Origin of the sequence: Enterocloster sp. 210928-DFI.2.20, from assembly GCF_020554465.1 — a bacterium.
GTDB classification, from domain to species: domain Bacteria; phylum Bacillota; class Clostridia; order Lachnospirales; family Lachnospiraceae; genus Enterocloster; species Enterocloster bolteae.
The window spans coordinates 25,792-45,143 of sequence record NZ_JAJCHK010000039.1 but is presented as its reverse complement, the minus strand read 5'-3'; the positions used below and the strand labels follow the sequence as shown (position 1 = coordinate 45,143).

16 protein-coding genes are annotated in these 19,352 nt (G+C 50.9%); 5 read left to right on the top strand and 11 right to left on the bottom strand.

The annotated features are described in order from the left end of the window. Positions 1-19: 19 nt before the first annotated feature. Positions 20-610 (bottom strand): hypothetical protein, encoded by a 591-nt coding sequence (locus tag LI015_RS24200; RefSeq protein WP_002567269.1) that lies wholly within the window; start codon positions 608-610, stop codon positions 20-22. Positions 611-837: 227 nt separating this feature from the next. Between LI015_RS24200 and LI015_RS24195 the strand changes: the two genes are divergently transcribed. Both LI015_RS24195 and LI015_RS24190 read left to right on the top strand, forming a co-directional pair. Continuing rightward, positions 838-1,350 carry a GNAT family N-acetyltransferase gene (locus LI015_RS24195; RefSeq protein ID WP_227126523.1) on the top strand — a complete coding sequence of 171 codons (513 nt, stop codon included), beginning with the start codon at positions 838-840 and terminating at the stop codon, positions 1,348-1,350. Then, positions 1,328-1,537: a hypothetical protein gene (locus tag LI015_RS24190; protein ID WP_151189883.1), complete on the top strand. Its 210-nt coding sequence runs from the start codon at positions 1,328-1,330 to the stop codon at positions 1,535-1,537. Before LI015_RS24195 ends, LI015_RS24190 begins: the two co-directional genes overlap by 23 nt. 620 nt (positions 1,538-2,157) lie before the next feature. Here the strand turns inward: LI015_RS24190 and LI015_RS24185 are convergent. Further along, on the bottom strand, positions 2,158-5,934 hold the full coding sequence (locus tag LI015_RS24185; RefSeq protein WP_227126522.1) for a phosphoribosylformylglycinamidine synthase: 3,777 nt from the start codon (positions 5,932-5,934) through the stop codon (positions 2,158-2,160). A 250-nt stretch (positions 5,935-6,184) separates the two neighbouring features. On the opposite strand from LI015_RS24185, the gene LI015_RS24180 reads away from it, so the two are divergent. Next, complete coding sequence (locus LI015_RS24180; protein ID WP_054354197.1) at positions 6,185-7,663, top strand: DUF1846 domain-containing protein; 1,479 nt, start codon at positions 6,185-6,187, stop codon at positions 7,661-7,663. A gap of 153 nt (positions 7,664-7,816) precedes the next feature. On the opposite strand, the gene LI015_RS24175 is transcribed toward LI015_RS24180, so the two are convergent. The 3 genes from LI015_RS24175 to LI015_RS24165 all read right to left on the bottom strand — a co-directional run bounded on the left by LI015_RS24175 (position 7,817) and on the right by LI015_RS24165 (position 10,407). After that, a complete protein-coding gene (locus LI015_RS24175) occupies positions 7,817-9,064 on the bottom strand; it encodes a 6-phosphofructokinase (RefSeq protein ID WP_002567264.1) in 1,248 nt (415 codons plus the stop codon). Between the two features lie 115 nt (positions 9,065-9,179). Then, on the bottom strand, positions 9,180-9,782 hold the full coding sequence (locus tag LI015_RS24170; RefSeq protein WP_002567263.1) for a histidine phosphatase family protein: 603 nt from the start codon (positions 9,780-9,782) through the stop codon (positions 9,180-9,182). A gap of 28 nt (positions 9,783-9,810) precedes the next feature. After that, a complete protein-coding gene (locus LI015_RS24165) occupies positions 9,811-10,407 on the bottom strand; it encodes a sigma-70 domain-containing protein (RefSeq protein WP_319638743.1) in 597 nt (198 codons plus the stop codon). Positions 10,408-10,559: 152 nt separating this feature from the next. Here LI015_RS24165 and LI015_RS24160 point away from each other — a divergent pair, with 152 nt between their 5' ends. Continuing rightward, the gene (locus LI015_RS24160) at positions 10,560-11,435 is read left to right on the top strand and encodes a LysR family transcriptional regulator (protein ID WP_002567261.1); all 876 of its coding nucleotides are present in this window, start codon (positions 10,560-10,562) and stop codon (positions 11,433-11,435) included. A gap of 45 nt (positions 11,436-11,480) precedes the next feature. Here the strand turns inward: LI015_RS24160 and LI015_RS24155 are convergent, their stop codons facing one another. The 5 genes from LI015_RS24155 to LI015_RS24135 all read right to left on the bottom strand — a co-directional run bounded on the left by LI015_RS24155 (position 11,481) and on the right by LI015_RS24135 (position 16,933). Then, positions 11,481-13,898, bottom strand: a complete 2,418-nt coding sequence (locus LI015_RS24155; protein WP_002573474.1) for an ATP-dependent DNA helicase — start codon at positions 13,896-13,898, stop codon at positions 11,481-11,483. Between the two features lie 109 nt (positions 13,899-14,007). Continuing rightward, positions 14,008-14,253, bottom strand: coding sequence for an HPr family phosphocarrier protein (locus LI015_RS24150; protein ID WP_002567259.1), 246 nt, complete (start codon positions 14,251-14,253; stop codon positions 14,008-14,010). Positions 14,254-14,578: 325 nt separating this feature from the next. Then, a complete protein-coding gene (locus tag LI015_RS24145) occupies positions 14,579-15,817 on the bottom strand; it encodes a 6-phosphofructokinase (protein WP_002567258.1) in 1,239 nt (412 codons plus the stop codon). A 42-nt stretch (positions 15,818-15,859) separates the two neighbouring features. Continuing rightward, a complete protein-coding gene (locus LI015_RS24140) occupies positions 15,860-16,264 on the bottom strand; it encodes a PH domain-containing protein (RefSeq protein WP_002567257.1) in 405 nt (134 codons plus the stop codon). Positions 16,265-16,498: 234 nt separating this feature from the next. Beyond that, positions 16,499-16,933 (bottom strand): NUMOD1 domain-containing DNA-binding protein, encoded by a 435-nt coding sequence (locus LI015_RS24135; RefSeq protein ID WP_002567256.1) that lies wholly within the window; start codon positions 16,931-16,933, stop codon positions 16,499-16,501. A 291-nt stretch (positions 16,934-17,224) separates the two neighbouring features. Between LI015_RS24135 and LI015_RS24130 the strand changes: the two genes are divergently transcribed. Further along, positions 17,225-17,647 carry a bacteriohemerythrin gene (locus LI015_RS24130; RefSeq protein WP_002567255.1) on the top strand — a complete coding sequence of 141 codons (423 nt, stop codon included), beginning with the start codon at positions 17,225-17,227 and terminating at the stop codon, positions 17,645-17,647. Between the two features lie 226 nt (positions 17,648-17,873). Here the strand turns inward: LI015_RS24130 and nhaC are convergent, their stop codons facing one another. Continuing rightward, positions 17,874-19,340, bottom strand: coding sequence for a Na+/H+ antiporter NhaC (gene nhaC / locus LI015_RS24125; RefSeq protein WP_227126520.1), 1,467 nt, complete (start codon positions 19,338-19,340; stop codon positions 17,874-17,876). Between the last annotated feature and the right edge of the window lie 12 nt (positions 19,341-19,352).

Sequence of the window (19,352 nt, the reverse complement as noted above, 5' to 3'; positions counted from 1 at the left end):
AAAGTCAGTTAAGAAGGCGTTATGCCTCGTATAATTTCATCTCCTCGCTAACGGCGGCCTCACAGGAGCGCATAGCCTGGATAGTCTTATCCATAAGCTCCTCCAGGGTCCAGCCCAGTTCCTCGGCCCCTTCCCTGATTACATCCCTGGAACATCCAGCCGCAAAGCGTTTGTCCTTAAACTTCTTCTTAAGGCTGGACACCTCCATGTCCATTACGCTCCCGGACGGACGCATCCTGGCCGCAGCCCCAATCAGGCCCGTAAGCTCGTCCGACGCAAACAATATTTTTTCCATCTGGTGCTCCGGCTTCACATCTGAGACAAGACCGTACCCATGGCTGCACACGGCATGAATCAGCTCATCCTCCGCTCCTGCTTCCTTCAGAAGCTCCGGAGCCTTAACGCAGTGCTGCTCCGGGTACATCTCAAAGTCAATGTCGTGCAGCAGGCCGGCGGTTCCCCAGAAATCCGTCTCCTCCCCATATCCCTGGTCCTGGGCAAACCAGCGCATCACGCCTTCCACGGTAAGGGCGTGGAGGATGTGGAATGGCTCCCTGTTATATTTTTTCAGGGCCTCCAAGGCCCTCTCCCTTGTCAATGCTGTGTTCATCTTACTTAAGCTCCTTTCCTCTGTGCGAAATCATATGATATCACAATTATAATCAGCCGTCCGGCAAAATGCAATACCATCCTGCCCCGGAACATCCACAGGAAAAGTACGCTTCATTCCCCTGCTTTTATTGACGCAGAGGGCCGGCAACGGTATACTGGATATGACTATATCAATGCGCCGGCAGCAAGTTTTAAAACGCTTCACCTTATAACAGGAGGACTTTTATGACATATCGTTTTGCAGACACAGATGATCTGGACCAGCTTGTAGCCATGTCGGACCAGGCCAAGGAATCATTTAAAGCAAGGAATATCGATCAATGGCAGAAGGGGGAGCCCAACCGCCAGGTGATGGAGGCTTCCATTCGTCAGTCCCAGCTCCATGTTCTTGAGGACATGGGCCAGGTGGTCGGGATGATTACCATTGTCCCCGGACCGGAAGCCAGCTATGCCTCCATAGACGGGGCCTGGCTGAACCAGGAGCCATACTATGCATTCCACCGGGTATGTGTGAAGGACTCCCTGAAAGGCCGGGGCCTGGCTGCCCGGCTGTTTTCAGAGGCAGAACAGTATGTCCTCCAATCAGGCATCCGCAATATCCGCATTGACACCCATCCTGACAATCAGGCCATGCAGCGCGCCCTGGCAAAAAGCGGCTACATCCGCTGCGGCACCCTGATTCTCACAGAAGGAAGCGAAGCAGGGGATTTGAGGGTTGGGTATCAGAAGAGGATTTAAGGGATGCAGAAGGGGGAAGGGGCATCCGTCCGTGAACGGGATGGGGGCGGGGGAGGCGGAGGCCGGCTGCGGAGCGGGAATCACTAAGGCCGCGGAAAACGGCTTTAAGCAAGATTCAGGCGACCCAACTCGCGCTATAGGCTCAGCCTGGAATCCATTTCCCAGGCTCAGACAAGGGTACACCTGAATCTTAAAGCCGTTTCCCGCAGCCCAAGTGATACCAACGCTCCTGTAGATGCCTCCGCCTCCCCCGCCCCCATCCCGCTCACCCACAACGTATCTTCGCATCTGCATCATTTATATCCTACTCATAAAAAAGAAAAATGGCATGCCGAATCTACCGGCATACCAATCAATATACAAGGCCGCATTATCTTGATTTCATCTTGAAATGCGGCCTTTGCTGGATCATCTGTGCAATTGTCAATCCCAGCCAGACAATATTTCTCCGAATCTCCGAAATATCAATAGCCAGAGATTTTTTTCTATCCCTGGCGTGGAAAGGACAGCGGACGTTCTGAAAAGCAGTGGGTGAGAGGAGGGAACGCAGGGCGGGAGGTGACTTTGGAGCAGTTCGGAGAGACTTAGGCCCAAGGGGCGGGAAAAGCCAGGGTTACGCAGGGTGTTCAACACCCGGAGTAAAGCAAACATGGAGCCGAACTCATCAGGAGTTCGGCGTAATTTTTGCGGTCCCTGGGTTTTCCCGCCCCTTGGGCCTTAGTCTCTCCCACTGCGGAAACAGTCACCTGACGTACTGCGTTCCCTCCTCTCACGGACGCGACTGCCTATACACGTCCGCGTAACCATCTACAACCCAAAATACCTCACTCCAGACTCAAATATCTTCATATCCTGCTCTCCGTAAATATTCATGGCAACTGCCTCGCCTCGGCGCTCGGAATGGGCCATTTTGCCCAGAATCCTTCCATCGGGGCTGGTGATGCCCTCGATGGCCATATAAGAGCCATTGGGATTCCAGTACTCGTCCATGGTGCATCTACCCTGGTCGTCCACATACTGGGTTGCCACCTGTCCATTGGCAAAGAGCCTGTGAAGCCATGATTCATTGGCAACGAAACGGCCCTCTCCGTGGGATGCCGGATTGCAGTATACGCTGCCCAGTCCGGCCCCGGCCAGCCATGGGGATTTATCGGATACCACCTTGGTATATACCATCTTGGAGACATGGCGGCCAATGGTATTCATGGCAAGGGTAGGTGACTCCGGTCCCTGCTCCTTGATTTCACCCTCCGGCAGGAGGCCCAGCTTAATCAGGGCCTGGAAGCCGTTGCAGATGCCCAGCATCAGTCCGTCTCTCTCACCCAGAAGCTTCTCAATTTCTTCCTTCATCACTGCATTGCGGAATACAGTGGCAAAGAACTTGGCAGAGCCCTCCGGCTCATCGCCTGCTGAGAATCCGCCCGGGAACATGACGATCTGGGCCTTTGCAATCTCTCTCCTGTATTCGTCCACAGACTGGCGGATATCTTCGGCGCTCATGTTGCGCAGCACCCTGGTAACCACCTTTGCTCCCGCCCGCTCAAAGGCCCTGGCACTGTCATACTCGCAGTTGGTTCCCGGGAATACCGGAATAAATACGGTTGGCTGTCCGATTTTATGGTCGCACACATACACTGCGCCGCTGTGATACAGCTTCTCTTCCAGCGCAGCCGCTTCTCCTCTTGCCTCCCTGCCTGCGGCAGTTGGGAACACGTCCTCCAGGGGAGTCATCCACGCGTCTAATGCCTCTTCCATGGAAATGGTAACGTTTCCGTACTCAAATGCACCTCTGTCGGTCACCTCACCGATGACGGTATAGGATATGGACAGCTGTCCCACCATTCCATCCGGCACCTCGCACACGATATCGCCCCATGCAGCGGCAAAGAAATCCCTTGGGTCCACATTGTGCTCAATCTTCACACCCAGCTTATTGCCGAATGCCATCTTGCTCACTGCCTCTGCAAGGCCATTGCCCTCCACAGCATAGGCGGATATAATGCGGCCTGCCTTTATATCTTCAAATATCTTTCCATACCCGTCCATAACCTGGCTGTAGTCCGGCAGGTCATATTGATTCTTTGCAATCCGGAACACAACAATCTTACTGCCTGGACGCTTGAACTCAGGGGTAATCACATTCTTATGGCTGTTCACATCCACGGCAAAGGAAACCAGGGTCGGCGGAACATTGATTTCACCGTCCTCCGTGTCAAAGGTGCCTGACATGCTGTCCTTACCTCCGATGGAGGGCAGGCCAAAGCCCAGCTGTGCGCTGTAGGCGCCCAGAAGTGCGGAGAAGGGCTGGCTCCACCTGGATGGGTTCTCGTTCATCCTGCGGAAATACTCCTGGAAGGTGAAACGAATCCTGCTGTAATCGCCGCCGGCCGCCACGATCTTTGCAACGGAGGAAACCACTGCGTACACCGCGCCGTGGTATGGGCTCCAGCTGGAAAGCCTTGGGTCAAAGCCGTAACTCATCATGGTAACAGTATCTGTATGTCCCTTCAGCACGGGAAGTTTAGCCACCATAGCCTGGGTCTCGGTCAGCTGATACCTGCCGCCGTAAGGCATGAACACGGAGCCTGCACCGATGGAGCCGTCAAAACGCTCCACCAGCCCCTTCTGGGAGCACACGTTCAGATCGGAAAGCATGCCCAGCCATTTTTCCCTGACGTCAGCCACATCTGCCTTATCAAACAGGTTGCCTGCCCGGCCTGGAACCTCCAGGGTCACGTCCGCCTCCTGATGTGCCCCGTTGGTGTCCAAGAAGGCCCTGCTCAGATCCACAATGGTCTTGCCGCGCCAGTCCATCTTAAGCCTTGGCTCCTCTGTCACCACTGCCACGGTCACTGCCTCCAGGTTTTCCTCTGCAGCATACCCAAGGAACTGGTCCACATCCTTTGGATCCACCACCACTGCCATACGCTCCTGGGACTCGGAAATGGCGATCTCCGTGCCGTCCAGGCCCGCATATTTTTTGGGAACCTTGTCCAAATCAATCTTAAGGCCGGCAGCCAGCTCTCCGATGGCTACTGATACGCCGCCTGCGCCGAAGTCATTGCACTTCTTGATGATTCTGCTGACCTCAGGCCTGCGGAACATCCTCTGAATCTTGCGCTCCGTGGGCGCATTTCCCTTCTGTACCTCAGCCCCGCATACCTCGATGGAGGAAGTGGTGTGAACCTTGGAAGAACCGGTAGCGCCGCCGATTCCGTCGCGGCCCGTACGCCCGCCCAAAAGAATGATGATATCCCCCGGATCAGAGGTCTCGCGGATAACATCCTTTCTGGGAGCAGCGCCCATAACAGCGCCGATTTCCATTCTCTTTGCAACATAGCCGGGATGATAGATCTCCTTCACATAACCGGTTGCCAGACCAATCTGGTTGCCGTAGGAGGAATATCCCTGGGCTGCGCTGTTAACAATCTTTCTCTGGGGCAGCTTGCCTTTAAGCGTCTCCCCAAGAGGCCTGGTGGGATCGGCCGCGCCGGTAACGCGCATAGCCTGGTACACATAGGTACGCCCTGACAGCGGATCGCGGATCGCTCCTCCCAGACAGGTGGCAGCGCCGCCGAAAGGCTCAATCTCTGTGGGATGGTTGTGTGTCTCATTCTTAAAATTCACCAGCCACTCTTCTGTCGCACCGTCAATCTCCACCGGAACCACGATGCTGCATGCATTGATTTCATCAGAAACTTCCATGTCCTGAAGCTTTCCCTCGCTCCTCAGCTTCTTCATAGCCATAAGAGCCAGGTCCATAAGGCACACGTACTTATCGTCCCTTCCCTTATAAATCACTTCCCGGTCAGCCAGGTACTGCTTATAGGTTTCCTCCATGGGCTCTCTGTAATCGCCGTCCGTAAAGCTTACATTTTTAAGCTCTGTGGAAAAGGTGGTATGGCGGCAGTGATCCGACCAATAGGTATCCAGCACACGGATCTCCGTCACAGACGGATCCCTGTGCTCTTCCTTCTTATAATAATTCTGGATATGAAGGAAGTCCTTAAAGGTCATGGCCAGGTTCAGGGTGCCGTAAAGAGCTTTCAGCTCCTCCTCTGAAGAATCCGCAAATCCATCAAAATACAGTATATCCTCCGGAACCTCGAATTCCGTCACCAGGGTTTCCGGCTTCTCCTCATCCGCCTGACGGCTGTCCACCGGATTGATGCAGAAGCTCTTGATCGCCTCCTCCTGTTCTGCGGTCAGGGGCGCCGTAACCACATAGGTGGTGGCGGACCGGATAACCGGCTCCTCATCCTCCTTCAGAAGCTTCACGCACTGCTCTGCCGAATCCGCCCTCTGGTCAAACTGTCCCGGCAGATATTCCACGGAAAACACCAGGTCTCCCGGATTCCTGGTAAATTCTTCCTCGTAAACCAAGTCCACCGGCGGTTCTGAGAAAATGGTCACCAGCGCCTTTTTATAGGTCTCCTCTGACAAATTCTCAATATCATAGCGGATTAAAACCCGCACATTTTTCACATTATGGATGCCCAGATAATTTTCCAGTTCTTCACGAAGCTCCCCTGCCTTTACTGCATAAGCTGGCTTCTTCTCCACAAATATTCGTCTTACGCTCATTTAGCAACCTCCTGCTCTCATCATGACCTTTTCATTAATACACAACACAAAAAGGACCCTTGCCCTTTTATCTGTTCCTATCATAACACAAAAATAATAAATTAGTAAAATTAATATATTTAATCATTGATATATTCATCACTTATAAATATTCAAATAATCCCCTCAAAACTCCTTGTAGCGAAGGCCTGAAAGTTGTGCTATACTAAAAAAGTATGTGATTATAAAAAACCGGGAGATTACAGAAGAAATGAAAATCGGATTTGATAATGAAAAATACCTAACCATGCAGTCAGAACACATCAAACAGCGTATTGGGGAATTCGGAGACAAGCTGTATCTGGAATTCGGAGGAAAGCTTTTTGACGACTACCACGCCTCCAGGGTCCTGCCCGGCTTTGCACCGGACAGCAAGCTTCGTATGCTCCTTCAAATGGCTGACCAGGCCGAAATCCTCATTGCCATCAATGCGGCTGACATTGAAAAGAACAAGGTCCGCCACGACCTGGGCATCACTTACGACGAGGATGTACTCCGCCTGATACAGGAGTTCCGTGACAAGGGCCTCTATGTGGGAAGCGTTGTCATCACCCAGTACAGCGGCCAGAGCGGCGCCGACCAGTTCAAAACCAAGCTGGAGCACCGTGACATCAAAGTATACCGCCATTACTGTATCGAAGGCTACCCCAGCAATGTGCCCCTCATTGTCAGCGACGAAGGCTACGGCAAGAACGATTACATTGAGACCACCCGCCCCCTGGTAATCATCACGGCTCCGGGTCCGGGCAGCGGCAAGATGGCCACCTGTCTCTCCCAGCTGTACCATGAGAACAAACGCGGCATCAAGGCCGGCTACGCCAAATTTGAGACTTTCCCCATCTGGAATCTTCCTTTAAAGCATCCGGTAAACCTGGCCTACGAGGCAGCCACCGCTGATTTAAACGATGTGAATATGATAGACCCCTACCACCTGGAAGCCTACGGCATAACCACGGTGAACTACAACCGGGATGTGGACATTTTCCCTGTATTAAACGCCATCTTTGAAGGCATATACGGAGAAAGCCCCTACAAATCTCCCACAGACATGGGTGTGAACATGGCCGGCTTCTGCATCATGGACGACGAAGCCTGCTGCGAAGCATCCAAACAGGAAATCATTCGCCGCTACTACCATGCCCTCAACCGTCTGGCCAAGGAGGAAGGGACTTCCGACGAAGTTTATAAAATCAACCTTTTAATGAATAAGGCAAAAATTGACTCCACCATGCGCGGGGTGATTGCGCCCTGTCTGGAGCGGGCCAAGGTATCCGGCGGCCCGGCAGCAGCCATGGAATTAAATGACGGCACCATTGTCACAGGCAAGACCAGCAGCCTGTTGGGAGCCTCTGCCGCTCTCCTGTTAAACGCCATTAAGGTCCTGGGAGACATCCCCCACAATATACACCTTATTGCCCCATCGGCTATTGAGCCCATCCAGACCCTAAAGACCCAATACATGGGAAGCAAAAACCCCCGCCTCCACACCGACGAGGTACTCATTGCCCTGAGCATGAGCGCGGCCACGGATGAAACCGCAAAAAAAGCCCTGGCACAGCTTCCGAAACTCCGGGGCTGCCAGGTCCACACATCCGTCATGTTGTCCGACGTAGATATTAAGGTATTCAGCAAGCTGGGCGTCCAGCTAACGTCTGAGCCGGTATATGAACATAAGAAGCTATACCACTGATGATTCCGCTGCCGGCAGCCGCTCCCTATCAGCCCGGCTGCCGGCGGCCAACTCCCCAGTCCCCGGAGAGACGGGGGACGGCGCAGGCACTGCCCCCCGCCTCTTCATGAACGTACTCTTCCCCCATTCCCCCTCAGCTCAGACTTCTAATCCCTACTTTCTCTCCACATCCGTATAATACAAATGCCGTGGCAGGCCATCCGTCATAATGGGCGTCAGCTCCGCCTGAATCAATGGACGGATATAGTTCACAAATTCCTCGGTCACATAATCCCCCGCCTCATTAATCCACTCTCTGGGAACCTTTTTCTCCACGTTGGCCACCTTATGTACATCGTATATATCCGTTACACAGACGTAAGGATCGTCGGACACCCTCTTGAGAATAACCATCTTGCCGGTCTCGCCCTCAAATGCCTCCTTCACGGCAGCACCGCCTACCTGGAAGGCTTCCGTAATATCCACCCTTGACACGATATGGGAGGCGCAGCGCTGAAGGGAATTGAACTCAATGGCCCTTGTCTTGCATCCCACTTCCCGGTTGACTTTTTCTGCCAGGAACCGGGCTGTGCCGGTAAGCTGCTTATGTCCGAACGCGTCCACAAACTCAATGCCGTCTGTCAGCTCGCACACATACCGGCCGTCTGCCAGCTTCACGCCCTCGGATACAGCCACCACCACCGATGCTTTCTTCTTATGGAGCTCCTCCACCTTCTTCATAAAGGAATCCACGTCAAAGGTTACCTCGGGAAGGAACAGCATGTCCGGCCCCTCGCAGTCCTCTCCCTTTGCCAGGGCAGCAGCCCCTGTGAGCCAGCCCGCGTTCCGGCCCATGATCTCCAGGATGGTCACGTTCTGCTGGTCATATACAAGGCCGTCCCGGATAACCTCTTTTGTAATAGCGCCGATATACTTGGCCGCGCTTCCGTATCCCGGGGTATGGTCCGTGGCTGCCAGGTCATTGTCAATGGTCTTGGGCACGCCCATGAAGCGAATCTTACTGCCGTTTAACAGGGAATAGTCAGAAAGCTTCTTGATGGTGTCCATGGAATCATTGCCGCCGATATAGAAGAAGTATTCCACCTCCAGCTTGTCCAGGATGGAGAATATCTTATCATATATCTCCCGGTCGTCACATATCTCCGGCAGCTTGAAACGGCAGGAACCCAGATACGCGGAGGGCGTTCTCTTCAAAAGCTCAATATCCAGATCAGACTTGATGTGCTCCTCCAGATCCACATACCGCTCCTGCAGAAGTCCCTGTATGCCATGAAGCATGCCGTATACCTTCCTGGCTCCCCTGTCCTTGGCTGTCTTAAACACGCCGGCCAGGCTGGAATTAATCACCGCGGTGGGGCCGCCGGACTGCCCTACGATTACATTACCTCTTACCTCTGTCATAGAAATACCTCCTTTTAAATTGTAAGCGCTTACAAAACTGCTCTCATTTTAATATATTCCCCCATGGAACGCAAGTGTTTTGAACATTGTTCCCCTAAAAATTATGTCAATGTTTTCACAATAAATGGCTGCAGTCATTTAACCCTTCCAGACTGCACTGTCCGGTAACCGGGTCATACTCTATGGTGGTGATGCTGGCATTTCCCACAACAATTTCAGCTGCATCCGGCTGGCCCTCCAGAAGATGGACAATAAAATGGGCCAGCGTTCCCCCGTGGGCCACCACAGCCGTGTCCCCTTTTATCTCCCCCTTTATCCGCTCCCAGGCTTTTTTGCACCTGGCATCCACCTGGTTCAGTGTCTCTCCGCCGGGAGGCGCCACCGTGGCCGGATGCTGCCACCATTCTTCATACAGCTTTCGTTCCTTTGTCAATATATCCGAAGCAGTCCTTCCCTCCCAGTCGCCGTATCCAATCTCCACCAGCTCCGGCAGGGGTATGACCTCCACCCCCTGGTTCCCGGCAAGGGCCATTGCAGTCTCCATGGCCCGCAGCTGGGGGCTGGAGTAAATGGCTGTCACAGGCCGTTTCTCCATTCCCTTTGCCAGCATCTGAGCCTGGCTGCGGCCGGCTGCGTTTAACGGGATATCCTGCCTTCCCTGTATCCTTCCCTGTACATTCCAGTCGGTCTGTCCATGGCGTATGATATAGAGTTTCATCTGTTTTTACCTCCTGCCGTCCTGCGTCCTACAGGCCTTCCTCCAAATTCCAGCCGTTTCTCACAGGATTTGGGCTTTCTTCCTCATCCTGGCCGGAAGCCGCCGCCTGGCCTTCTCCATTGACGGTCAGCGCATCCAGGGCCAGCTTCATGATGTCCCTGACCTCATCCTCACTCATCTTCATTTTAGCGGAAAGCTCCTCCAGGGTCGCCTCCCTGCCAAGCTCCTTTGCCAGCACCTGGGACACGGTCTGAAGCACATTGACCCTGGCAGCCATGGTTTCCTCAATCTGGTTCTCCGTTCTCTGCTCCTCCAGGGCCAGCTCCACGCTTTCCTTTACCCGGCGTGTCATAAGTTCATTCCAGGGTTCGCTGCCATCGTACTCTATGGCGGCCAGCATCAGGGCTGTATTGGCCTCCTGGACCAAATCTGATAAGGGAAGCTCGCTGTCCCCGTATTCCCTCACCATCTCCAGCACTTTCCCCAGGCAGCCCTCCACCAGGCGGCTGCGGGCCCCTGCGTCGCCCCTGGCTGTTCCCTCAAGGACAGAAACCATTTCATCCCTTTCAAGCGGTGTAATGCTTCTCATCTCTTCCAAATACATATCAAAAAAATCGTGTTCCATCATGCTTCTATCCTTTCAACTCTCCAGAATTTCATGTTCCTTTTATAATCCTTAATAGGATAATCCATGGCAGACCATAAGTCAAGTTTCCCTCTTTACAAAGTCCCGGCAATCGTGATAAGATATGCTTAGTTTATAAGGAGGACTTAATAATGGATATTAACTATGAACTTTATAAGGTATTTTACCATGTAGCGGTGACGCTGAGCTTTTCCGAGGCTTCCAAGCAGCTCTTTATCTCCCAGTCTGCCGTAAGCCAGTCCATTAAAGTCCTGGAGAAAAAGCTTAACCAGCCCCTGTTCATCCGAAGCACAAAAAAAGTACAGCTCACCCCGGAAGGGGAGATTCTGTTAAAACATATTGAACCTGCCATGAATCTCATAAAAAAGGGAGAGAACCAGCTGCTGGAGGCCCATACCCTAAACGGCGGACAGCTGCGCATCGGAGCCAGCGACACCATATGCCGTTACTACCTGGTCCCCTATCTGAACCGCTTCCACAAGGAATTTCCAAACATCCATATCAAGGTCATTAACCAGACCTCCATTGAATGTGCAAGGTTCCTGGAAAACGGGCAGGCCGACTTCATCATTGCAAACTATCCTAATTCCGCCCTGGCCGGCAGCATGAATACCAGGGTTATCAATGAATTCCATGATGTGTTCGTGGCCAGCCGCAGCGCATTTCCCCTGAAGGGATCTAAACTGGCCCTGGAGGAGCTGCTGCGATATCCCATTATGATGCTGGACCGCAAGAGCACCACCAGCGAATTCCTTCATCAGGTATTCCAGAAAAGCCAGCTGGACCTGGTGCCGGAAATCGAATTGTCCAGCAACGACCTGCTCATCGACCTGGCCCGCATTGGCCTGGGAATTGCCTTTGTCCCTGACTTTTGCATCCCTAAAAATGACGAGGACCTGTTCATCCTGGATTTGAAGGAACAGCTCCCCTCCCGCCAGATGATGGTGGCCTATAATGAAAGTCTTCCCGTATCCCAGGCAGCCAGACAGTTCATGGATATGTTATAGGAAACAGCCGTCTGCCATGGTCCGCAGGGATACCGCCAAGGCCGGCTATACCGCCCCGTCCCAAAACGCCCTCACAGCCTGGTCCACGTTGTACCGGTTGACCACGGTGTAGGTCCCCCATTCCCTTGGGAACAGGGCCACGTACTCCGGGCGGAGGAACCGGTCGTCTAACAGGGCGATGATTCCCCTGTCATGGACAGTCCTTATGACCCGGCCGGCTGCCTGCATCACCTTGTTCATACCCGGATACTGGTATGCGTAGTCAAAGCCGTGTTCCCCATGTTCATCAAAATATTCCTTTAGAATCTCCTGCTCCGTGTTCACCTGGGGCAGACCGGTTCCAATGATCACAGCGCCGATAAGGCGCTCTTCTTTTAGGTCGATTCCCTCCGAAAATATCCCTCCCATGACGCATAAGGCTGCCATGGAGCAATCCCGCTCCTCCTCAAAGCTATGCAGAAATGTCTCTCTGTCCTCCTCAGTCATATGGTTTGTCTGGGCGTTCCAGATAAAAGAAAGGGCTCCCGATGCCTCCCTGGCAGCCAGAATATCCTCTATGGCATGGAGATACTGGTAGGAAGGACAGAATACCATATAATTTCCTTTTTTTCCCTCCACCACCCGGCATATATAGTCCACAATCTTCTCATACTCGGAAGGCCCCCTGCGGCTGTAACGGCTGCTGACATCACTGGCAGCCAGCACCATGCGGTTTTCCTCTGGAAAAGGAGACTTTGCATAGACAGCGTATTCCTCCTGGCTGCCGCTTAAAAGTTCCTTATAGTACTGGATGGGTAGCAGGGTGGCCGAGAAAAACAGGGTGCTGACGCCCTTGTCCAGGCACTCCTTCAGGTTCACGGCCGGGTTAATGCACAGCAGCTTTACCATAAAACTGCCGTCCGCGAGAATCTGGTCATATATCCTGTAGCTCTCGTCCAGCCTGTCATACACATACAGAAAATCCCGGACTGCAAAGTAGAACTCCAGCACCAGGTCCCGGTCGGGAAATTCTATGTTTTCATTCATAAAGGTTTCCAGCTCCCCGAACATGGTCATCAGGTTCAGGGCCAGAACATTCACATCCGGCAGCAGCTCGTAGGTGCTCCCCAGCACGGTCCTGCGCTCTCCCTCATCCCCGCCGTAGGAACGCTTTAATTCCAGGAACCGCTGGTTGCACTTATCCAGCTGGGCAATGACCTTTGCCGCTCCGGGCTGTGTCTTTAAAATGCGTTTTGTCAGAAGCACATCCTCCTTTATAAGGCTGGCGCTGTACATCTCCCTGGCCCTGGGCACCAGATTATGGGCCTCATCCACCAGAAACAGGTACCCCTGGCCCGGCTCCCCCTGGTCAAAATACCGCTTCAGCTTTACATTGGGATCAAAGACATAATTGTAATCGCATATGATGCCGTCCACCCAGTTGCTGATATCCAGACAGAATTCAAAGGGACATATCTCAAATCTTTCGGCATACTCCAGCACCTTGTCCCTGGTGATGCCGTCCACCTCCTGGATGATTTCGTAGACAGCGTCATTGACCCGGTCGTAGTGGCCCTTGGCCCTGGGACATGCCTGAGGATTGCAGTCCGGCTTTTCCATGACGCAGAGCTTTTCCTTTGCTGTGATGGTAACCGTATTAAAATAGAGATTCCCCTCCCGCCTTAAAATGGAAAAGGCTTCCTCCGCCACGCTCCTGGTAATGGTCTTGGCAGTCAGGTAAAACAGCTTCTCTCCGTGGCCCTCGCCCATGGCCTTCAGACTGGGGTAGATGGTGGACAGGGTCTTTCCCACCCCGGTAGGCGCCTGGATGAACAGGTTGCGTTTTCTGGCAATGGAGCGGTACACATTCCCGGCCAGCTCCTTCTGCCCTTCCCTGTAGGGATAAGGAAAAGGCAGTTCCTTTAAGCACTCCTGGCGGCGGATCCCATGGTGGTACAGATATCTGGCCCATTTGACATACTCATGAATCAGCCCCTCAAACCATGCCTTCAGCTCCTCAAAGCTCCTGGCCTCCTTAAACCGGCGGATTTCTTCTGTCTCTATGTTACAGTAGGTAATCTGGATGCCGATGGTTTCCAGCTCATTCTGGGTGCTGTAAAACCAGCCATAGCACAGAGCCTGGGCCAGATGGACCGGATCCGGTTCTTCCAGCCTGGATACATCCATATAGATGCACTTAATCTCATCAATGGTGACTCCGGCAGGCTCGGTGATGATTCCGTCCGCTCTTCCCTCCACCAGGATATCAAACATGTCCTCCTGTACCTGATGCCGCAGCATCACCTCGGAACGGTAGGAGGTTCCCATACGTTTCTGAATCTTCCGGTGCAGTCTGCTGCCGGCCTGCATGGCCTCCTTCTTGGCCCCAGCTGTCCTCCGGTTGTCCAGATCCCCGCTTCTCATTACAAACTCCACCAGGTTCCGCACCGAAATGCGTATCTGGGGCTGCGAATGATTCCCCAACTCTTTCTTCCTCCCCTGTCCACTCCATATATAATATAGGATATCATACCATAAAAAGAGGCGGATTGCAAACAGGTGTTCGCAATCCGCCTCTTAATCCGCGCCCCTATCAGGCAGCGCTTGCATTGGCTTCCGGGGAAATAGTTTCCAGATACTCCTCAAATCCCTGGTTCTCACCGTTAAACTGAACGGTCAGAATCCGGGTCAGGTCCAGGCTCAGCACCCCGAGAATGGACTTTGCATCAATGGTTACACGATTATAGAATACATCAATATCAAAGTCACACTTCGTAGCTTCATCAACGAACCTCTTTGCCTCAGCCATTGTCGGTAACATGATTTTCTTTTCTTTCATAGTCAAAACTCCTTTTTTGTGACATCCCTGTCCTGTCAGGTTACAGGAAGGAACCGTCCAACAGATACCAATTGAAAGTGGTTGAAATATATATATCACTATTATATTCAATTGTCAAATTTCTTTTCATGTCTTGTACTTGAAAAAATACAAGTTTTCGTTGTGCAATTATCCCATTATTTGCCTTTTGGACTCTTTTACTTTATCAAAACTTAAGGGCAGTTCCCCATTTTTCTGGGAACCGCCCTGATTCTTTTCCGTTGCAGCAGGTATTTTTTATGTGATTTTTAACTGTTTCATAGAAAATATAAGCCCCCTCTGCCTTCTACCGCTTAAGAACAAGGTGCTGGGGAAGGCCGTTTACCATAAACGGCTGGTAGTCTCCCTGGATTAAAGGCTCCACATAATTGACAAATTCCTGGGTCACATAACTTCCATCCTTGTTGACCCAGCTTCTGGGAACTGTCTTCTCATTATTGGCAATCTTGTGTACGTCATATATGCCGGCCGCGCTCATATAGGGGTCGTCGGAAACCCGGTCAATGACCACCATCTTGCCTGTATCCCCCTCGTCCGCCGCCTTGACAGCCGCGCCTCCTACCATGAACGCCTCGTTGATATCCACCCTTGAAGCCACATGGGAAGCGCTCCTCTGCAGGGTGGACAGTTCCACGGACCTGGTCTTGCACCCCAGCTCACCTGCCAGGAAACCTGCCAGGTAATCCGCTGTCCCGGCCAGCTGCTTGTGTCCGAAGGCGTCCACGTAATCGCTGCCTCCTGACAGCTGGCATACATACCGTCCGTCCGGCACCTTGATTCCCTCGGACACAGCAATGACAATGGACGGCTTCTTCTGAATCAGATCCTTACATTTTTTAAGGAATTTATCAATGTCAAAGGGGATCTCCGGAAGATAAATCAAATCCGGTCCGCAGCAGTCCTCTGTCCTGGCCAGGGCCGTGGAGCCGGTGAGCCAGCCCGCGTTCCTTCCCATGCACTCCATAATGGTAATGGTCTTGCGGCGGTAGGATAAGCCCATGGCATCCCGGATCACTTCCTTGGTGGAGGTGGCTATGTACTTTGCCGCGCTTCCGAAACCAGGCGTATGGTCCGTAAGGGCCAGGTCATTGTCAATGGTTTTGGGAACACCCAGGAACTTCTGGCCATGTCCCTTGACAATGGCATAATCAGACAGCTTCTTGATGGTATCCATGGAATCATTGCCTCCGATATAGATAAAGACCTCAATATCCAGCTTATCCAGTATGGCAAATATTTTTTCATAAAATGCAGGATTCTCATGGATATCCGGCAGCTTATAACGGCAGGAACCCAGGAATGCAGACGGCGTCCTCTTTAGAAGCTCAATATCCATGTCTGAATGGATTTGCGTGGACAGATCCACATACATCTCATCCAGCAGACCCTCAATGCCGTGGAGCATGCCGTATACTTTGTGGAAGCCTCTCTCCTTCGCCGTCTTATAGACCCCTGCCAGGCTGGAATTAATAACCGAGGTAGGTCCCCCTGACTGTCCCACTATGATATTGCGTTTTTTCCCCATACAAAGTCCCCTTTCTTATAATAAAATAACATGGATTACATTCTAATAAGGACTGTCCTCCTCATCAAACCCATGGTCTTCATCGTCCCCGTATCCTCCGATGAATTCCCTGGACGATACCCTCTTATTATCCCTCTCCTGCTCCACCAGCCGGGACAGCTGCTCCTTCACATCCTCACAATTTCTTATATTGCTGATGTCAAAGGCCTTCATGGTCTTATCGCTGCTGTCCACATGGATGGTGCCCAATCCCACCATCCTCTGCCACAGGGTTTTCCTCAGGGACAAATCCAGTATCCGGTACAGGCGCACCTCATCTTCATGTATGTTAAGGACCCCTGTCTTAATGAACAGCCGGTCCTCTGTCAGTCCATATACAGTAAATGTCCATGGCAGCCCCAGCCAGTTCCTTTTCCGGTCACTCCAAACCAAATCGTCACGTTTCATACAGCGTCCTCCTCTGTCTTAGGGATACAACCCCTCTTATTCATTATTGTACTATAAACTCATGCAAATTTCCAGAAATATCTTGCAAATATAATCAAATTTCTGCGTTTTTTTCTTTTATTTACAGACTTTCCGAACATACCGCCATACTGTCTGCCAAAACAAAAAAACAGTCCCCACTGCACGGACTGTTTTTAATCCTGTTTCTTCTATAACTATTATAATGCAGAGGCCTTACTGCTCCTGAACCTGCATATCATCTTCCATCTTCTCTTCCCATATGTAGCCTCCTGCCGTCTTCTGGGCACCGCTGAGCGCACATGAAAGGCTTCTCCGGCTGATTTTAAGACTCCGGCTGGCATGGGCAATGGAAAGGAATTCCCCAACGATTTCTCCATCCAGATTTTTCTGGACCAGAGGACGTTTATCATGGTTGCCGATTTTACTAATCAAATCTATCTCAATACTTTCCTTTGGCGAATCCGCCAGTACTTTTCTCCAGACATAACCGCCTCCGGTCCTGCGTTCACCATGAGCAGCTCTTGCGATGGAACCAATGGAAACTCCTGTTGCCTCATGGGCAGCCCTGGAGCTTTTATAATCCGCAATATAAACACCTTCGGTAGAATATTGACGATATACATAACCTGCACTAATTGTCCGACTCATCTGTATCTTCATCCTCCCATTATCTTATGATTGCCACGCGTACATGGTCATTATATCAACTATTGACTTTTTTGTCCAGACAACTTCTTACACGTATAACCACCCCTACATTAAGTGTATTCGGAGAGTCGAAGATATAGCTGAACAGGTTTCAATCCTGATGAATTCTTCCACGAATTCAGTAATTTGTTCTTCTTGTTGCAAAAGTCATAGTATTTTCTCATTATATGTGCTAAATTATATATATCGGACATTTATTATATATATCAAACATTCAGGAGGTATTGGACTATGTACGCAGAATTTACAGACGACCTGGTAACAGGCAATGAGATGATTGATACCCAGCACAAGGAGCTGATTTGCAAGATCAACGATTTATTAAAGAGCTGTGAGGAGCGCTCCAACCAGAGCGGTGCAGCCAGGATGTTAAACTTTCTGGCAGATTATACCGAGTATCATTTTAATGAAGAGGAAGCCCTCCAGGAATCCATAAATTATCCAGGCATCAAAGAGCACAAGGAAAAGCATGAGGAGCTGAGAAGGACTGTCCAGGAGCTTCATGAGATGCTGACAGAGGAAGAAGGCCCCACAGATGCATTCGTGGAAAAGGTCTCCGAGAAAGTCAGGGACTGGCTGTACTACCACATCCAGACCTTTGACCGCTCCGTGGCGGAATTCAAATTCATGCGTGATAATGCAGAACGCATCTGATGCCTGAAACAGCGGCCCGGACACTGTATCGGCAGGAAAATCATGCCGTTATAGCGCCCTGGCCCAGAGGCAGAAAACTGCGCGGACAGGAATCTTTCTTAATACAAAAATCCAGACAGCGGCCGTCTCTGGCCTCTGTCTGGATTTTTTTGTATACTTTGAAACACTCTTCTGTCAGTTTTCAGGTTATATTGATATGCTCACATGACATATTCCTGCCCCTTAACTAAAGTTCTCCCATCACGTTCTGTTTATCATGGTCCTTTTCAAGCCGTTCGCTGACATCCACAAAATCCTCGTCCTCATATATTTTATCAATATGGAATTTAGTGATTGAATATATAATGACTACAACCGGCGTAATGTAAAGCAGCGGAATATATGGAATAAACGACAATACAGATACACCCAGTGCGCCGGCGCAGAATAATGCATTTGTGTTCCATGGGATGAATAATGCTCCGTATGTTCCCCCTGCTTCCAAATCACGGGAACAATTTTTTGGAAGCATATTATACCGCTTATACAAAGGAGCCATAAGGGTTCCGGACATTACGATGGCAAAGTTTTGGCTCATTGCAACAGCATTTCCGACAAATCCAAACAATATAGTCAGGAAGGTAACGCCCGCTGTACCATGTATATGTTTTACTGTGGAATCTGCGATGCATTTCAGAACATCCATATGGTCCAGCATACCAGCTACCGTAAATCCAAACAATGTAACTCCAACCAGACTCCACATGCTTGAAATACCTCCGCGGTTCAGCAGCGTAAACAGCATCTCATTCTCTGTTTCAAGTGTAAACCCGCTGTAAAATGTATTGAATGAAGCCGCCACATCCATTCCCTGATAAAAAACAGCCACTGCAATCCCCATAACCGACCCGATAATGATACATAAGGTGGCCGATACCTTCTTAAGCAGCAGAACAATGGTCACAAGTAATGGTAAAAATGCCATAATACCCAGCTTAAAGTTTCCCTGAAGACCTTCCATCATGGCGTTTACTTCCGGCGAATCAATGTTTCCTCCGTATTTAAATCCCAGCACAAAAAAGAATATCAATGTGATTAAATAGGATGGCACCTGGTCATATACCATATGTCTGATATGTTTAAAAATATTGACTCCGCATATTGAGGAAGCCAAGATGGTGGTATCTGACATGGGAGACATTTTGTCGCCAAAAAAAGCGCCGCAGATACATGCGCCTGCTGTGACAGGCGCCGGAATGCCAAGGCTGTTTCCAATGCCCATCATTGCAACCCCCGCGGTTCCTACAGAGCCAAGGGAGGTACCGCTAAGCAGTGATATGATAGAGCATAAAATAATTGCCGTTACGAGAAAAAATTTTGGATTAATGAATTTAATACCATAATAAATAACTGCCGGCGTTGTTCCTGCCGCAATCCATGTACCAATCAATGCCCCGACGGACAGCATGATAAAAACAGCCGGAAGCGATTTGGCCGTAAATTTAACCGCAATGTCTTCAAGTTCAGATGCCTTAAATCCGTAAAACATTCCAAACGGAATCAGGACCACCCAGAGCATTAAAAACATGGCTCCCATATCACCATCAAATATTACTTTTTGGACTGCAATCGCCGCGCAAATCACCACAAACACAATAATTGCAGGTACCAGCGACATTTTTCTTTTTTTGCTGTCTATATTCCTGTCTTTCATTTGCTTCCCCCA

Bases quoted from the DNA above. Each gene is read 5' to 3' on its own strand.
- LI015_RS24200 (WP_002567269.1), bottom strand. From the start codon at position 610: ATGAACACAGCATTGACAAGGGAGAGGGCCTTGGAGGCCCTGAAAAAA.
- LI015_RS24195 (WP_227126523.1), top strand. From the start codon at position 838: ATGACATATCGTTTTGCAGACACAGATGATCTGGACCAGCTTGTAGCC.
- LI015_RS24185 (WP_227126522.1), bottom strand. From the start codon at position 5,934: ATGAGCGTAAGACGAATATTTGTGGAGAAGAAGCCAGCTTATGCAGTA.
- LI015_RS24180 (WP_054354197.1), top strand. From the start codon at position 6,185: ATGAAAATCGGATTTGATAATGAAAAATACCTAACCATGCAGTCAGAA.
- LI015_RS24175 (WP_002567264.1), bottom strand. From the start codon at position 9,064: ATGACAGAGGTAAGAGGTAATGTAATCGTAGGGCAGTCCGGCGGCCCC.
- LI015_RS24170 (WP_002567263.1), bottom strand. From the start codon at position 9,782: ATGAAACTCTATATCATACGCCATGGACAGACCGACTGGAATGTACAG.
- LI015_RS24165 (WP_319638743.1), bottom strand. From the start codon at position 10,407: ATGGAACACGATTTTTTTGATATGTATTTGGAAGAGATGAGAAGCATT.
- LI015_RS24160 (WP_002567261.1), top strand. From the start codon at position 10,560: ATGGATATTAACTATGAACTTTATAAGGTATTTTACCATGTAGCGGTG.
- LI015_RS24150 (WP_002567259.1), bottom strand. From the start codon at position 14,253: ATGAAAGAAAAGAAAATCATGTTACCGACAATGGCTGAGGCAAAGAGG.
- LI015_RS24145 (WP_002567258.1), bottom strand. From the start codon at position 15,817: ATGGGGAAAAAACGCAATATCATAGTGGGACAGTCAGGGGGACCTACC.
- LI015_RS24140 (WP_002567257.1), bottom strand. From the start codon at position 16,264: ATGAAACGTGACGATTTGGTTTGGAGTGACCGGAAAAGGAACTGGCTG.
- LI015_RS24135 (WP_002567256.1), bottom strand. From the start codon at position 16,933: ATGAGTCGGACAATTAGTGCAGGTTATGTATATCGTCAATATTCTACC.
- LI015_RS24130 (WP_002567255.1), top strand. From the start codon at position 17,225: ATGTACGCAGAATTTACAGACGACCTGGTAACAGGCAATGAGATGATT.
- nhaC (WP_227126520.1), bottom strand. From the start codon at position 19,340: ATGAAAGACAGGAATATAGACAGCAAAAAAAGAAAAATGTCGCTGGTA.